Source organism: Burkholderia sp. EMB26 (assembly GCF_024730645.1).
Classification (GTDB): Bacteria; Pseudomonadota; Gammaproteobacteria; order Burkholderiales; family Burkholderiaceae; genus Burkholderia; species Burkholderia cenocepacia.
Genome location: NZ_CP078071.1, coordinates 934,599 through 950,770, shown reverse-complemented (window position 1 = coordinate 950,770; position 16,172 = coordinate 934,599). Strand labels below are relative to the sequence as shown.

The following is a 16,172-nucleotide window of genomic DNA, read 5'->3' as shown; positions in this document are numbered from 1 at the left end:
CGCTGCGACGTCGACTTCCCGTCGCAGCCCGACTGCGTGCTTACATCTGCACGGTGTCGGCCACTTCCTTGAAGTCTTCGATCTGGTCGAAGTTCATGTACTGGTAGATCTTGTCGCCGTTGGCGGTGAGCACGCCCATGTCGGCCATGTACTCTTCCTTGGTCGGGATCTTGCCCAGACGCGAGCAGATCGCCGCCAGTTCCGCCGAGCCGAGGTACACGTTCGTGTTCTTGCCGAGGCGGTTCGGGAAGTTGCGGGTCGACGTCGACATGACCGTCGCGCCTTCGCGCACCTGTGCCTGGTTGCCCATGCACAGCGAGCAGCCCGGCATTTCGGTGCGGGCGCCGGCCGTGCCGAACACACCGTAGTGGCCTTCTTCGGTCAGTTGCTTCTGGTCCATCTTGGTCGGCGGCGCGACCCACAGCTTGACCGGAATGTCGCGCTTGCCTTCGAGCAGCTTCGACGCGGCGCGGAAGTGACCGATGTTGGTCATGCACGAGCCGATGAACACTTCGTCGATCTTCGCACCGGCGACGTCGGACAGCGTCTTCACGTCGTCCGGGTCGTTCGGGCAGGCGACGATCGGCTCATGGATGTCGGCGAGGTCGATCTCGATGACGGCCGCGTATTCGGCGTCGGCATCCGGCGACAGCAGTTGCGGATCGGCCAGCCACTGTTCCATCGCCGCGATGCGGCGCTGCAGGCTGCGCGGATCCTGGTAGCCCTGCGCGATCATCCACTTGAGCAGCGTGATGTTGCTGTTCAGGTACTCGATGATCGGTTCCTTGTTCAGGCGCACCGTGCAACCGGCAGCCGAACGCTCGGCGGACGCATCCGACAGCTCGAACGCTTGCTCGACCTTCAGGTCGGGCAGGCCTTCGATTTCGAGAATGCGGCCCGAGAAGATGTTCTTCTTGCCCTGCTTGGCGACCGTCAGCATGCCTTGCTTGATCGCGTACAGCGGAATCGCGTTGACGAGGTCGCGCAGCGTGACGCCCGGCTGCATCTTGCCCTTGAAGCGGACCAGCACCGATTCCGGCATGTCCAGCGGCATCGTGCCGGTAGCGGCCGCGAACGCGACCAGGCCCGAACCTGCGGGGAAGCTGATGCCGATCGGGAAGCGCGTGTGCGAATCGCCGCCGGTGCCGACGGTGTCGGGCAGCAGCATGCGGTTCAGCCAGGAGTGGATCACGCCGTCGCCCGGGCGCAGCGCGATGCCGCCGCGCGTGCTGATGAAGTTCGGCAGCGTCTGGTGCGTCTTCACGTCGACCGGCTTCGGATACGCGGCGGTGTGGCAGAACGACTGCATCACGAGATCGGCCGAGAAGCCGAGGCACGCGAGGTCCTTCAGTTCGTCGCGGGTCATCGGGCCCGTGGTGTCCTGCGAGCCGACCGAGGTCATCTTCGGTTCGCAGTACGTGCCCGGGCGCACGCCCTGGCCTTCCGGCAGACCGCATGCGCGGCCGACCATCTTCTGCGCGAGCGAGAAGCCCTTGCCGCTGTCGGCCGGCTGGTGCGGCAGGCGGAACAGCGTCGACGGCGCGAGACCGAGCGCTTCGCGCGCCTTCGCGGTCAGGCCGCGGCCGATGATCAGCGGAATGCGGCCGCCGGCGCGCACTTCGTCGAACAGCACGTCGGACTTGACCTGGAATTCGGCGATGACCTTGCCGTCCTTCAGCGCCTTGCCTTCGTACGGGCGCAGTTCGACCACGTCGCCCATTTCCATCTGCGACACGTCGAGCTCGATCGGCAGCGCGCCGGCGTCTTCCATCGTGTTGTAGAAGATCGGGGCGATCTTGCCGCCGAGGCACACGCCGCCGAAGCGCTTGTTCGGGACGAACGGAATGTCTTCGCCGGTGAACCACAGCACCGAGTTGGTGGCCGACTTGCGCGAGGAGCCGGTGCCGACCACGTCGCCGACGTAGGCGACCAGGTGGCCCTTTTCCTTCAGCGATTCGATGAACTTGACCGGGCCGCGCTTGCCGTCTTCTTCCGGCGTGATGCCCGGGCGCGCGTTCTTCAGCATCGCGAGCGCGTGCATCGGGATGTCCGGGCGGGTGGTGGCGTCCGGCGCCGGCGACAGGTCGTCGGTGTTGGTTTCGCCCGTGACCTTGAATACGGTGATGGTCAGGCTTTCCGGCACTTCCGGACGGCTCGTGAACCATTCGGCATCGGCCCAGCTCTGCAGCACGGCCTTCGCGTGCGCGTTGCCCTTGTCGGCGAGTTCCTTCACGTCGTGGAACTGGTCGAACATCAGCAGGGTTTTCTTCAGCGCGTCGGCGGCGACCGCGGCGACGGCCTCGTCGGACAGCAGCTCGATCAGCGGCTGGATGTTGTAGCCGCCGAGCATCGTGCCGAGCAGCTCGGTCGCGTGCGCACGCGAGATCAGCGGGCAGGCGGTCTCGCCCTTGGCCACGGCGGCCAGGAAGCCGGCCTTCACGCGGGCGGCTTCGTCGACGCCGGCGGGCACGCGATGGGTGATCAGCTCGAGCAGCGTCTGCTCTTCGCCGGCGGGCGGGTTCGTCAGCAATTCGACCAGTTCGGCGGTCTGCTGAGCCGTCAGCGGCAGGGGAGGAATACCGAGCGCGGCGCGGGCGGCCACGTGAGCACGAAAGTTTTCAAGCATGGGGAGACCTGCTGATATTGCGTTTGAGGGGAAGGCCTTGCCGGCACTCCGGGGCTATTCCAGGCACTGCTTTGAGCGGGATTCTAATCTCAATGGTGTGCAACGTCAAATGTCTTATGTCTTATATAAGAGTTGGCAATGCGAAACACGGAAGGCGGGGTTGCATGGCGGGAGGCGGCCTTGTCGGGCGCGGTCGGGCGGGCGAGTGCAGGGTGTCGGCTCAGGCCGCCGGTGCCGCACATATCTGCACAAGCCCGCAGGAAACGGTACACACCGGGCGCGTTCGGGCCGCTACGCTTGCCGTCACGCAGCTTGCAATCGGGTTTCGGAACTGGAGGCGGAAGTCGTCGCGCCCCTGTCGATTCGACCCGGGCGGCGGCGATTTCCTTGACTCCGGCGATCCACGACATGCGCTCCAGAGACGCGATTTTCCTGATGGCGACGCTCGTCGCGTCGCCGGCCGTTCACGCGGCCGCGCCCGGCGACGAAGCGCGCGACGCGGCGAGCCGGCCGGTCGCGCTGGTCTATCGCGGGCCTGCCGCGTGCGACGGGTGCCCCGAAACCATCGCCAGACGCCTGCGGGAATCGGACTACCGGTTCCGGGTGATCTACGTGGGGCCGGCGGAACGGCTCAAGATCACGCCCGCGGCGCTGGCCGGTGCGGCGCTCTATGTGCAGCCCGGCGGCGGGCAGGACATTCCCGGCGCGGCAGCGAGCATCGGTCGGCCTGCAATCAGGGCCGTGCGGCATTACGTGGCGAACGGCGGCCGATACCTCGGGCTTTGCATGGGCGCCTACCTGGTCGGCGCGCAGGGGTTCGGGCTGGTTGCCGGCGATATCGACTCAGAGGTCGACCGGCCGGGCTCGACGCTTCACGGCATCGCGGACACGGTGACGCCGGTCGTCTGGCGCGGGAAAAAGCGCTGGATCTATTATCAGGACGGCGCGAGGCTCCCGGTCGCGCCGATCGGCTCCGGCGGGATCGTGCTGGCGATCTACCCGAACAAGGACATCGCGGCCGCCACGTACCGCTACGGCAAAGGGCGCGTCGGCCTTGCCGGCCCGCATCCGGAGGCCGATGAAAGCTGGTATCGCCAGAACGGCCTGACGAACCCGGACGGCGTGGTGCCGGACATGGCCTACGACCTGATCAACGCGACGATGAAGCCGTAGCGAAGCGGCCGCGGGGCGTGGCCTATTTCCGCTTGGCGCGATACGCGTCGAGATTTTTCCGTGCCTGCGCGCGGATCGCGCGCTGCATGAAAGGCGTCCAGCCGAGCAGCGCGCCCTTCATCCCGAGCGCCTGACGCGCCCAGCACCACAGGTCGAAATGGTCGCGATGCTCGACGATGCGTCCGTCGCGAAACCGGAAGCGTGCGTCGATCCGGTTGACCACCCTCCGTCCGGTCGCGGCGAACCGGTAGTCCGCGCGCCATTTTGCGCGCCCGGCCTGGTCGTCCGCGGCGACTTCGCCGAACGTCAGCGAGAATTCCTGCGCCCGCGCGACCAGCATCCGCCACATGTCGCGTGCGAGCTCGCCACGCAGCTCGCCGAACGCGGGATCGCTGAACACGATGTCGTCGGCATAGCACGCGAGCATCGTGTCGATGTCGCGCTGCTGGAAGGCCGTGTAGAAGCGCTGGATCAACGCGGTGTTCGGATCGGTCATGTCGGGGCGTAACGGGGCAGGGATGGCGGACGGCAACGTCCGTATCGGGACAGTGGGGCAGGCAGCGCGAACCGGCGCCCGCGACTTCGGGCGCGGCCGGCTCGCCGCCGGATGCGGCGCGTCAGCGGGCCGCCATCGCGACGTCCTGATCGCTGCGTCCCGTCACCAGGCAGCCCGACATGAAGGCCTCGCTCTGGCTACCGGCGGCGGCTTCGCCGAAGCCGCGACCGAGCGCGTCGGCCTTGACCTGCGCGGCGCCTTGCTCGCACGCGAGCGGGCTGGCGTCGCGGCCCTGCGCGTGCAGGATCGCGCGATCGCCGATGAGATAGGCCAGCAGTGCAAAAACGGCGATATGTACGGCTCGTCTCATGGTTCGTCTCCTCGTCGCTCAAGCGTAACGCGGACACGTTCGACGAAGCACTTGGGGCTTCCCCCGGTAAACGTCTGCTGAAAGCGCTGGCGGAGCGGGACGATCCTGTCCCGTTTTTCGGTCGCCGCCCGACGGGCGGGCAATGCGCGGGAGTTTGACGAATGTCAGGGTGCGGGCGGGCGGCGGTGGTCGCACGGCCGTTCGAAGCGATAGCATGAATGCATGATTTGACGGCACGCGATGCGGGGGCGATGCATCGGGTCCGGCAAGCACGCAAATGTCGAATATCGCTGTCGAAATAGTGAGGAAACCAAAATGTTGAACGTCTCTTCCGTCCTGATCAGTCTTGCCCCGATGTGGGCCATCCTGCTGCTGGCGTCTTCCGCGGCCGCCTATTTCGTGTTCTGGCGCAAGGTCATCGATTGAGCGCCGCGCGACAGCGTGCGCACGATGCGCACGCATGACGCGCCGTTTCCGTCATTGCACCGCCGTCACCGGCACATTCGAAATCCGCACCAGCCGCGCCATCACGCTGCGCCGAAACACCGACATCAACGCGTGCAGCGGATCGCGTCGCGGCCCGGCCACGACGATCTCGTCGCACCCGGTCTCGGCCGCCGTGGCCGCGATCGTGTCGGCCACCGGCCCGACCTTCATCACGACGCTGAACTTCACGTCCGCATCGCGCAGGATCCGCTCGGCCATCGCGAGATCGTCGGTCGCGAATTGCGTCTCGATCGCGCGCAACCGCGACAGCGGGTGATAGGCCTCGAGCCGCGTCGATTCCAGCGGCGCCTGCACGTTGATCAGCACGACCTCCGATGCGCAGCGCTCGCGATACAGAAACGTCGCGTGCCGGACGGCCTGAAGCGAGCGCGGTGAATGACCGACCGGAACCAGCAGCTTGAGCATGGACGATGAACCCGGAAACGAAGTGCTTCCAGCGTAGCGTGCGGCCGCACGAAGCGATCTAAAGAGATCGGCCGGCCGCATAAAAATGTCGTTAACGCGCGCGGTCCCGTGACGCACCGATTAAAAATATAAGAAATTTAAGTTTATGCGCATAAACGGCAGCGAGCGGCGTCGCCCGTTCCGCCCGGTCGTCGCCGGCCGTTCGCGCGAGCGCGATTCAGTCGGATCCGCAATGAATTGCGCCGCAAAATATCGGAGGTCGCCCGGGGCGCGTCGCGTAGAGTAGAGCGTCGGCCGCCGCCCGGCGGCGCGCCATCCGCTACCGCTTCCCAGGAGACCCCGCATGCCGCACGGCGCCCCGCAGTTTCTCGCTCCCGCTTCCATTTCCGTCGATCCGGTCGTACGCCTGTCGGCCGGCGAGCTCGCGTCGGCGATCCGCAGCAAGGCGGTGTCGTGCGTCGAGACGATGCGTGCGTATCTCGATCACATCGAGCGCGTGAACGGCGCGATCAACGCGATCGTCGCGCTGCGCGATCGCGATGCGCTGCTGGCGGAAGCCGCGGAAAAGGACGCGGAGCTGGCGCGCGGCGAGTATCGCGGCTGGCTGCACGGGATGCCGCAGGCGCCGAAGGATCTGGCGATGACGAAGGGGCTGCGCACGACCTACGGCTCGCCGATCTTCCGCGAGAACGTACCGCAGGCCGATTCCGTCGGCGTCGCGCGGATGCGCGCGGCCGGCGCGATCTTCATCGGCAAGACCAATACGCCCGAGTTCGGGCTCGGTTCGCATACGTTCAACGAAGTCTACGGCGCGACGCGCAACCCGTACGACCTGACGAAGAGCGCGGGCGGCAGCAGCGGCGGCACGGCGGCGGCGCTCGCGTCGCGGATGCTGCCGGTTGCGGACGGCAGCGATTTCGGCGGGTCGCTGCGCAACCCGGCCGCGTTCTGCAACATCTACGGCTTTCGCCCGTCGCAGGGCCGCGTGCCGCGCTGGCCGGGCGTCGACGTGTTCATGCAGCAGCTCGGCATCGAAGGGCCGATGGGGCGCACCGTCGGCGACGTCGCGCAACTGCTCGCGATCCAGGCCGGCTACGACCGCAACGATCCGCTGTCGCTCGCGGACGATCCGGCGGTGTTCGCGCAGCCGCTCGACGCGGACCTGCGCGGCAAGCGCATCGCGTGGGTCGGCGACTGGAACGGTTATCTCGCGACCGAGGCCGGCGTGCTCGCGCAGTGCGAGCACGGGCTGGCGACGCTGCGCGAGATCGGCTGCGACGTTGATGCCGCGCTGCCGGCGTTCGCACCCGACCGGATCTGGCGTCTGTGGCTCGCGCACCGGCACCTGCTGTCGGGCGGCGGGCTGCTCGCGCACTATCGCGACCCGGCGCGCCGTGCGCTGCTGAAGCCCGAGGCGATCTACGAGGTCGAAGGGCTGCTCGCGCTGCAGGGCGCGGCGGTGTTCGATGCGAGCGTCGAACGGACCGCGTGGCATCAGGCGGTGCTGAGCTTCTTCGATCGCTACGACTTCATCGCGGCGCCGACCGCGCAGGTGTTCCCGTTCGACGTCGACCAGCGCTGGCCGAAGGAGATCGCGGGCCGCGCGATGGACACCTACCACCGCTGGATGGAAACGGTCGTGCCGTGGACGCTGGCCGGCTGCCCGGTGATCAACGTGCCGGTCGGCTTCAACGACGCGGGGTTGCCGATGGGGATGCAACTGATCGGGCGTCCGCGCGCCGATCTCGCCGTGCTGCAGCTTGCGCGCGGCTACGAGCGGGCGGCCGACTGGGTGGCCCGGCGCGTGCCGGCGTGGATGGCCGCGTGATGCCGCGGCAGGCGGGCAACCGGTAGCCGGTAGCCAGTTGCCGGGGTGACGGAGCGGGCGGCGACGAGCTGCCCGTTTCGTTTTGCATCGCTCGACGCGACGTTCGCCGGCGCCCGCCGGACCCGACATCCGCCATTGATGCAGCCGGAGAACGAATCGGGATGCGCGCACGACATCGCTCGGCAAACGCGCGCGAATCTGCGTGACGGGGCTCGTCGGTCGCCGAATTGCAAGCGGCGCCGCCGCCGGATTTCGTTTCGATGTGTTTCAGTCGTTGCGGCGGCGCGCGACGCGCTTCGACAATATCGCCTCGACAATTCGGGCACGAGGAACACACATGAAGCACATTCGCGCGACGGGCCGGCATCTGGCCTCGGCAGGCATCGCGTTCGGCATCCTGGTGAGCGGCGCCGCGCACGCGCAGCTCGACCTGCAGTCGCTCGGCGCGTCGCTGCTCGGCGGCGGGCAGCAGCAGGCGGCGCCTGCGCAGGGCGGTGTCGCGCAATTGCTGCAGGCCTATGTCGGGGCGAACCAGCAGGTGCTGAACGGCCAGTCGTCGCTCGCATCGGCGATGGGTCTGACGGGGGCGGCCGGGCAGGCGCAGCAGGCCGCGAGTCAGTTGTCCGGTGCCGATGCGCTGTCGCCGGCCACGCTGTCGCAGATGGGCGGCGCGCAGCAATCGGTGTCGCAGGCGCTCGGCCAGGCGTTCGCGAGCGGCGGCGCCACGCACGGCCCGATCGACAAGCAGGCGTTCAGCAACGGGCTCGCGTCGCTCGGGCAGGGGCTCACGCAGTATTCGCAACTGCAGTCGGGGCTCGGCAATCTCGGTTCGACGAGCGCCGCGTCGTTGCTGCAGTCGGGCCTGAATCCGCAGAACATGCAGGCCGCGTCGTATATCGCGCAAAGCGCGCCGGGCCAGTTGCAGTCGCTGGCCGCGACGCTCGGCCAGGCCGTCCAGTTCGCGACGAGCCAGGGCATTTCGGTGCCGTCGGTCGCGTCGTCCGCGCTGAAGCTGCTGCCGTAACGTCAACGTGGCGCGGATGTGCGCGCGATGCGCGGCCCGCATCGCGCGCGTCGACCACGAACAATCGCCCCGCACAACATGGGGATTGCGCGCGATGCTATCGTGGCGGGTCCCTTTTATCGGTGCCGGTTCATGACTGACTCGTTCGACCTCTCGCGCTATTTCTCCCGCATCGGCTACGACGGCCCGGCCGCGCCGACGCTGGACGTGCTGCGCCGGCTGCATCTGCTGCACCCGCAGGCGATTCCGTTCGAAAACCTCAATCCGCTGACCGGCGCGCGCGTCGCGCTCGACCTGCCCGCGATCGTCGACAAGGTGGTCGAACGCCGCCGCGGCGGCTACTGCTTCGAACTCAACAAGCTGTTCTACACCGCGCTCACGACGATCGGTTTTCGCGTCACGCCGCTGATCGCGCGCGTGCGCTGGATGCGGCCGCCTGAGATCGTCACCGCGCAGACGCACATGTTGCTGCGCATCGACCTCGACGGGGCCGCGTGGCTCGCGGACATCGGCTTCGGCAGCGCGACGCTGACCGCGCCGCTGCGCTTCGTGCCGGGCGAGCGGCAACTGACGCCGCACGGCGCGTTTCGCGTGATCGACGCGCCGGTCGACGGCGAATTCGACATGCAGTTCGAAATCCCCGACGGCTGGCAGACGACCTACCGCTTCTCGCTGAAGCCGGCCGAATGGATCGATTACGACGCCGCGAACTGGTTCACGTCGACCTATCCCGAATCGATCTTCGTGAACGACCTGATCGCGTGCCGCGTGCTGCCGGACGGCCGCGCGGCGCTGCTCAACACCGCGCTGACGTTGCGCGACGCGGCGGGGGCCGGGCGCACGGTCACGTTCGACAATGCTGCCGACTGGGCCGCGTGCCTGCGCGACACGATCGGCATCAATACGGCGGGATTCGATCTCGACGCGCTGTTCGCGCGACTCGCGGCGCGCCCCGCGCGGTAACGCGAACCCCCGACATCCGACATCCGACATCCGACGGCGGCCCGCACGCGGGCCGCGACCATCCCGCGATCACCGTCAGTTGACTTTTGCTAGATTGCTAGCATACTAGTATCCATGACCGACGAAGAAGTGAAGCAATTCAACGTGTACTTGCCGCTCGGCCTGATCCGGCAGGTCAAGCATCGCGCCATCGAAACGGAGCAATCGCTGTCCGCGCTGGTGGCCGACGCGTTGCGCGCGTACCTGGCCGCGCCGCCGTCCGGCGCGGAACCGTCCAACAAGGAGGAGTGACATGTCATCCGAGCGGATCGAAGCCGTGTATCTGACCACCCACAACTGGGGCAAGTCGGCGAAGTTCTTTCAGGCGCTGGGCTTCAGGCTGGAGTTCGAAACCGACCACAATTCGGGCCAGTTGCGCAGCGGCGACGGTCCGTTCCTGTTCATCGCCGAAGTGCCGCCGAGCGAAACGCCCGACATGCAGGTCGTGCTCAAGGTGGCCGACGAGCAGGCGGTGCAGCCGCAGCCGATCGTCGAGGTCGTCACGCCGTTCGAGGACACGCACTGGGGCACGCGCGACATGACGGTGCGCGATCCTGACGGCCGGGTGTGGCGCCTGCAGGCGCCGGGCAAGCAGGGCGAGTGAGGTCGACATGACGGCTATCCGCGAAGACGACGCGCCCGACAGCACGGCCGCGCGCGTCGCGCTGTGGCGCGCGCTGCACGTCGAGCTCGACGCGCCGCCGCATGTGCTCACGGACGAAATCGGGTTGCAATTGCTCGCGCCGGCACCCGGCTGGCAGCAGCGCGGCGACATGGATCCGCAGTTCACGCGGCCGTTTCGCGCGTCGATCGTCGCGCGGGCGCGCTTCATCGAGGATCTCGTGGCCGAGCAGGCCGCGCGCGGCGTGCGCCAGTACGTGATCCTCGGCGCGGGGCTCGACAGCTTCGTGCAGCGTCGGCCGGACATGGCGTCGCGCGTGACCGTGTTCGAAGTCGACCAGCCGGCGCCGCAGCGCTGGAAGCAGCGCCGCCTGATCGAGCTCGGCTTCGGCGTGCCCGACTGGCTGCGCTTCGTGCCGGTGGATTTCGAGGCGAAGCAGTCGTGGCGCGACGCGCTCGTCGGTGCGGGCTTCGATGCCGGCAAGCCGGCGGTCGTCGTATCCACCGGCGTCAGCATGTACCTGACGCGCGAAGCGAATGCGGCCGCGCTGCGCGAAGTCGCGTCGCTCGCGCCGGGCTCGACGTTCGCGATGACGTTCCTGCTGCCGCTGGAGAACGCGGATCCGGACGTGCGCCCGGGGATGGAAATGGCCGCGAAGGGCGCGCGGGCGAGCGGCACGCCGTTCATCAGCTTCTTCATGCCGGACCAGATCCAGGCGCTCGCACGGGAGGCCGGCTTCGCGAAGGCCGAACACGTGTCGGCCGCCGAGCTGACGCGCCGTTACTTCGCCGAGCGCACCGACGGCCTGCGGCCGCCGAACCGCGCGGAAGAGCTGCTGGTCGCGACGGTCTGACCCGTCGCGTCCGTCACACTCGTCACGCGCGTTCGAGCACGGCCATCTCCCGCACGACCACGAGCAGCACCGCGAGGCTCGCGCCGCCGGACGCGCGCAGATCCGCGAGCAGGTGCTCGTAGCGCACCAGCGCGGCTTCGCGGCGCGCGCGCCACGCGCCGACGATCGTCTCCGGCGTGGTCGAATCCGGCGACTCCGCGAGCGCGCTCGTCGCGAGCGTGCGCTTGAGCCGCGCGACCTCCGCGAGTGCGGCGGCGCGCGCGAGCATGTCCCAGTGCGTCGGCGTCGGCAGGTTCGCCGCGCGTTCGCCGATCCACCCGTAATTGAGCAGCGTGCCGAGCGAGAAATAGACACCGGCGACGAGTTCGAGGCTGCGATTGCAGGTCGCCGCCACTTCGGCGATGTCGAGCAGCGCGGCCGAGATGTCGCCGCTCGCGACGCGTACCGCGAGCGCGCTGTCGACGCCGGCGTCGACCAGCACGCGCTGCCGCTCGGACAACGCATCGAGATCGTCGGCCGGCAGCAGCGACGGCAGTTGCGGGGCGAGCCGCGCCGCCGCGTCGCGACAGCGCGCGATCAGCTCGGCGACGCCGCCGTCGGCCACCGCGCCCGACTGCAGATGCCGCAGGAACCACAGCGCCGCGCGCTCCAGCAGCCGCGCGACGTCGACGAACATGCGCGCCTGCACGTCGTCGGCGACGCGGTTGTCGAGCGCGTCGATGTCGCGCCATACCGCATCGAGATCGAACACGTCGCGCGCCATGATGCACGCGCGGACGATGTCGCCCGGCTTCGCGTCGGTTTCCTCCATCAACCGGTGCACGAATGCGCAGCCGACACGGTTCACGAGCGCGTTGGTCAGATGCGTCGCGAGAATCTCGCGGCGCAGCGGATGGCGGCGCATCGGCTCGCTGAAGCGCTGTTGCAGCGGCTTCGGGAAGTAGTCGACGAGCATCGCGGCCACCAGCGGATCCTCGGGCACGTCGGACTCGAGCAGCGCATCGTAGAGCCACATCTTGCTGTACGCGAGCAGCACCGCGCGCTCCGGCGACGTGAGGCCGAGCTTCGCGGCCTGCCGCTCGGCGACTTCGTCGTCGGTCGGCAGGAATTCGATCACGCGGTTCAGGCGGCCCGCGCGTTCGAGCCAGCGCATCAGGCGCGCCTCGACGTCGAGCAGCTCGACCGCATAGCGGCCCGCGATCGACAGCGCCTGCGTCTGGTAGTAGTTGTCGCGCAGCACCAGCAGTCCGACTTCGTCGGTCATCTCGGCGAGCAGTGCGTTGCGCTGCTTCTCGGTCATCTCGCCGTCGGACACGACGAGCCCGAGCAGGATCTTGATGTTGACTTCGTGATCCGAACAATCGACGCCGGCCGAGTTGTCGATCGCATCGGTGTTGATGCGGCCGCCGCGCTGCGCGAACTCGATGCGGCCGAACTGCGTGCAGCCGAGATTGCCGCCTTCGCCGACGACCTTGCAGCGCAGGTCCGCGCCGTTCACGCGCACCGCGTCGTTCGCGCGGTCGCCGACCTGCGCGTGGGTTTCGCGCGCCGCCTTCACGTAGGTGCCGATGCCGCCGTTGTACAGCAGGTCGACCGGCGCCTGCAGGATCGCACGGATCAATTCGGTCGGCGGCAGCGCGTGCGCGTCGATGCCGAGCGCGGCCTGTACCGCCGGCGACAGCGGGATCGTCTTCGCGGTGCGCGGATACACGCCGCCGCCCGCCGAAATCACCGACGTATCGTAGTCGGCCCAGCTCGAGCGCTCGAGCGCGAACATGCGCTGGCGCTCCGCGAAGCTCGTCGCCGGGTCGGGGTTCGGGTCGAGGAAAATGTGCCGGTGATCGAACGCGGCGACGAGCCGGATATGCGGCGACAGCAGCATCCCGTTGCCGAACACGTCGCCCGACATGTCGCCGACGCCGACCACGGTGAAGTCGGTCGTCTGCGTGTCGATGCCCATCTCGCGGAAGTGCCGTTTCACCGATTCCCACGCGCCGCGCGCGGTAATCGCCATCTTCTTGTGGTCGTAGCCGACCGAGCCGCCGGACGCGAACGCGTCGTCGAGCCAGAAGCCGTATTCGTGCGAGATCGCGTTCGCGTAGTCGGAGAAGGTGGCCGTGCCCTTGTCGGCGGCGACGACGAGATACGGATCGTCGGGGTCGTGGCGCACCACGTCGGGCGGCGGCACGATCGCGGTGCCGGCGAGGTTGTCGGTCAGGTCGAGCAGCCCGCGCAGGAACGTCTGGTAGCACGCGATGCCTTCGCGCATCCATGCCTCGCGATCGCTCTGCGGCGGCGGGTTCTTCACGACGAAGCCGCCTTTCGAGCCGACCGGCACGATCACGACGTTCTTCACCATCTGCGCCTTCATCAGCCCGAGCACCTCGGTGCGGAAATCCTCGCGGCGATCCGACCAGCGCAGGCCGCCGCGCGCGACGCGCCCGCCGCGCAGGTGCACGCCCTCGACGCGCGGCGAATACACCCAGATCTCGAACATCGGCTTCGGTTCGGGCAGGCCGGGCACCTTCGCCGGGTTGAACTTGAACGACAGGTACGGCTTCGATTCGCCGTTCGCGTCGGCGAGGAAGTAGTTCGTGCGTTCGGTCGCGTTGATCACGCCGAGGAACTGGCGCAGGATGCGGTCCTCGTCGAGGTTCGGCACCTGGTCGAGCGCGCCTTCGATCGCCTTCAGCAGCCGTTCGGCCTGCACGTCGCGCGTGTCGCCGATCCGCGGGTCGAAGCGCAGCACGAACAGCTCGACGAGTTGCCGCGCGATCGCCGGGTTGCCGGTCAGCGCGCGCTCGATATACGCGTCGCTGAAGGTCGAGCCGACCTGCCGCAGATATTTCGCATACGCGCGCAGGATCGTCACTTCGCGGGCGCTCAGGTGCGCGCGCAGCACGAGGCGGTTGAAGTCGTCGTTCTCGATCCGGCCGCTCCAGATCCGGTCGAACGCATCCTCGAACAGGCCTTTCACGCGCTCGATGTCGAACTCGGTATCGTCGGCGAGCTCGAGGCCGAAATCGTGTACCCATGCATGCGCGGCATCCTGCGTCTGGATCCGGTATGGCCGCTCCTCGTCGACGCGCACGCCGAGGTGTTCGAGCATCGGCAGGCTGCGCGACAGCGCGATCGGGTCGCCCGCGCGATACACCTTGAAGCGGAACGCGCGCGGCTCGGCCTCGATCGGCCGGTACAGGTTCATCGCGAGCTGGCCCGAATCCTTCACGCGCTCGATCAGCTCGATGTCGCGCACGGCCGTGCGCGCCGGATAGTCGTCGCGATAGCCGGCCGGGAACGACTCGGCATAGCGCTGCAGCAGGCGGTTGCCTTGCTCTTCGCCGAATGCGTCGAGCAGCGCGTCGGCGAGATCGTCCTGCCAGCGGCGCGTGACCTGCACGAGCCGCGTTTCGAGTTCGCGCGTGTCGACGTCGGGCATCGTGCCGGGTTCGGCATGCACGACGAAATGAATCCGCGCGATCGCCGATTCCGACAGCAGTGGCGTGAATTCGACGTTCACGCCGTTGTACGCGTCGACCAGCAGCTTCGCGATGCGGCGGCGCAGGTCGGTGTTGTACTTGTCGCGCGGCACGAACACGAGGCACGACACGAAGCGGTCGAACCGGTCGCGGCGCACGAACAGGCGCGTGCGCTGGTGTTCCTGCAGGCGCAGGATGCCGAGCGCGATGTCGTAGAGCTGGTCTTCGTCGGCCTGGAACAGTTCGTCGCGCGGATAGGTTTCGAGCACCGTCACGAGCGATTTGCCGAGATGTCCCTTCGGCAGGAAGCCCGCGCGCCGCAGGATGTTCGCGCACTTGCGGCGCACGATCGGGATCTCGGCCGTCGACACCATGTACGCGGTCGACGTGTAGAGCCCGATGAAGCGGCGCTCGCCGACGACCTTGCCGTCGGCGCCGACGAGTTTCACGCCGACGTAGTCGAGGTAGCCGGGCCGGTGCACCGTCGCGCGCGAATTCGCCTTGGTCAGGAAGATCGGCCACGCGCCGGTGATGATGTCGGCGGCGGCCTGCGGCAGCGGCGTCACGTCGGGCGCGCCGGACGTGCGCAGCGCTTCGCGCAGGATGCCGAAGCCCGAGCCCTCGATGCCGCGCAGCCCGAAGCCCGTGCCGTCCGATACGAGCGCGTAGTCGCGCTGGCCGAGGAACGTGAAGTGATCGGCGGCCATCCATTCGAGGAACGCGCGCGCCTCGATGTCCTCCGCGGTCGATTCGCGCGCCTTCATCTCCTTGATGGTCGCGCGCACGATGTCGACGATCTTCGGCCAGTCCTCGACCGACGCGCGCACGTCGCCGAGCACGCGCGCGATGTCCTCGCGCAGCGTGTCGAGCAACGCGGCGTCGCCGCAGCGGTCGACTTCGAAATGGATGAACGACGCGAGCTGCGACTGGCCGTCGCCGGACGTCGCGCCGCCCGCGTCGACCCGCTCGATGCCGCCGCCGGCGCCGCGCCAGATGCGGAACACCGGATGCAGCGCCGAATGCAGCGCGAGCCCGAGGCGGTTGACGGCCATCGTCACCGAGTCGACGAGGAACGGCATGTCGTCGTTGACGATCTCGATCACCGTGTGGTCGGAATGCCAGCCGTGCTGTTCGAGGATCGGGTTGTACACGCGCAGGCGTTCGCTGCCGGGCACGAATTTCTGCGCGGTCTGCCAGTGTGCCATCGCGGCGCCGTACAGGTCGGCGATGCTGCGGTTCTGCAGATCGTCGGCATCGACGAAATCGTAGTAATGACGCAGGAAGGGTTCGACGATCCGGAACGTGGCTTCGGGCAGGCGAGCGCGCGCGAATTCGACGACATCGGAGAGCAGGTGTGCGACGACTTCCTCGTTCTTCGCTTCCATGGCGGTCTCCTCGTCGGGTGGCCATTGGCGGCTGCGTCTGTCCGGCATTATGCGCCGATTGCGTGACAAAGCGATGTGCGGGCGCACAACGGCGGCGGGCGGTGGGGCGGGCCTGCGGCGCCCGTCGCGGACGCCGCGGTGCAGCGTTCAGCGCAGGGCGGGCGACGCCGGCGCGACGCCGCCTTCGGCGCTCAGCGCTCGTCGCTCCACAGCTTGCCGGCGGTCGCCCAGTTCTCCTTCTTCACGTCGGTCAGGATGATGTCGACCGAGCCTGGCGCGCAGCTGAGCGTCTCGCACGTGACGCGCGTGATCGCTTCGACGAAGGCGCGCTTCTGGTCGACGGTGCGGCCTTCGAACAGCTGGATATTGAAAGTCGGCATGGCAAATGCTCCGGTTGAGGTT

13 protein-coding genes are annotated in these 16,172 nt (G+C 68.1%); 7 read left to right on the top strand and 6 right to left on the bottom strand.

Annotated elements, in window-relative coordinates; genetic code table 11:
• Window positions 1–40: 40 nt before the first annotated feature.
• Window positions 41–2,626, bottom strand: coding sequence for a bifunctional aconitate hydratase 2/2-methylisocitrate dehydratase (gene acnB, locus KU887_RS21075; RefSeq protein WP_034202186.1), 2,586 nt, complete (start codon window positions 2,624–2,626; stop codon window positions 41–43).
• A gap of 387 nt (window positions 2,627–3,013) precedes the next feature.
• Between acnB and KU887_RS21070 the strand changes: the two genes are divergently transcribed.
• Window positions 3,014–3,799, top strand: a complete 786-nt coding sequence (locus KU887_RS21070) for a BPL-N domain-containing protein (protein ID WP_258257832.1) — start codon at window positions 3,014–3,016, stop codon at window positions 3,797–3,799.
• Between the two features lie 22 nt (window positions 3,800–3,821).
• Here the strand turns inward: KU887_RS21070 and KU887_RS21065 are convergent, their stop codons facing one another.
• The 3 genes from KU887_RS21065 to KU887_RS21055 form a co-directional block, all read right to left on the bottom strand.
• Window positions 3,822–4,295 carry a nuclear transport factor 2 family protein gene (locus KU887_RS21065; RefSeq protein ID WP_258257830.1) on the bottom strand — a complete coding sequence of 158 codons (474 nt, stop codon included), beginning with the start codon at window positions 4,293–4,295 and terminating at the stop codon, window positions 3,822–3,824.
• Between the two features lie 121 nt (window positions 4,296–4,416).
• Complete coding sequence (locus KU887_RS21060) at window positions 4,417–4,665, bottom strand: hypothetical protein (protein WP_006487226.1); 249 nt, start codon at window positions 4,663–4,665, stop codon at window positions 4,417–4,419.
• A 477-nt stretch (window positions 4,666–5,142) separates the two neighbouring features.
• Window positions 5,143–5,577: a universal stress protein gene (locus tag KU887_RS21055; RefSeq protein ID WP_012493398.1), complete on the bottom strand. Its 435-nt coding sequence runs from the start codon at window positions 5,575–5,577 to the stop codon at window positions 5,143–5,145.
• Window positions 5,578–5,920: 343 nt separating this feature from the next.
• Between KU887_RS21055 and KU887_RS21050 the strand changes: the two genes are divergently transcribed.
• From KU887_RS21050 to KU887_RS21025, 6 genes are all read left to right on the top strand, one after another.
• A complete protein-coding gene (locus tag KU887_RS21050) occupies window positions 5,921–7,405 on the top strand; it encodes an amidase (protein ID WP_006487199.1) in 1,485 nt (494 codons plus the stop codon).
• A 337-nt stretch (window positions 7,406–7,742) separates the two neighbouring features.
• The gene (locus KU887_RS21045) at window positions 7,743–8,429 is read left to right on the top strand and encodes a hypothetical protein (protein WP_012493397.1); all 687 of its coding nucleotides are present in this window, start codon (window positions 7,743–7,745) and stop codon (window positions 8,427–8,429) included.
• Between the two features lie 132 nt (window positions 8,430–8,561).
• Window positions 8,562–9,392, top strand: a complete 831-nt coding sequence (locus tag KU887_RS21040; RefSeq protein WP_012493396.1) for an arylamine N-acetyltransferase — start codon at window positions 8,562–8,564, stop codon at window positions 9,390–9,392.
• Between the two features lie 114 nt (window positions 9,393–9,506).
• Window positions 9,507–9,683 carry a ribbon-helix-helix protein, CopG family gene (locus KU887_RS21035; protein WP_006487211.1) on the top strand — a complete coding sequence of 59 codons (177 nt, stop codon included), beginning with the start codon at window positions 9,507–9,509 and terminating at the stop codon, window positions 9,681–9,683.
• A 1-nt stretch (window position 9,684) separates the two neighbouring features.
• Window positions 9,685–10,035: a glyoxalase/bleomycin resistance/extradiol dioxygenase family protein gene (locus tag KU887_RS21030; protein ID WP_006487203.1), complete on the top strand. Its 351-nt coding sequence runs from the start codon at window positions 9,685–9,687 to the stop codon at window positions 10,033–10,035.
• Window positions 10,036–10,042: 7 nt separating this feature from the next.
• The gene (locus tag KU887_RS21025) at window positions 10,043–10,906 is read left to right on the top strand and encodes a class I SAM-dependent methyltransferase (protein WP_059720755.1); all 864 of its coding nucleotides are present in this window, start codon (window positions 10,043–10,045) and stop codon (window positions 10,904–10,906) included.
• Window positions 10,907–10,928: 22 nt separating this feature from the next.
• Here the strand turns inward: KU887_RS21025 and KU887_RS21020 are convergent, their stop codons facing one another.
• Together KU887_RS21020 and KU887_RS21015 are read right to left on the bottom strand one after the other, a co-directional pair.
• Window positions 10,929–15,770, bottom strand: coding sequence for an NAD-glutamate dehydrogenase (locus tag KU887_RS21020; RefSeq protein ID WP_258257826.1), 4,842 nt, complete (start codon window positions 15,768–15,770; stop codon window positions 10,929–10,931).
• 191 nt (window positions 15,771–15,961) lie between these two features.
• On the bottom strand, window positions 15,962–16,150 hold the full coding sequence (locus KU887_RS21015; protein ID WP_258257825.1) for a 4-oxalocrotonate tautomerase: 189 nt from the start codon (window positions 16,148–16,150) through the stop codon (window positions 15,962–15,964).
• Window positions 16,151–16,172 lie beyond the last annotated feature (22 nt).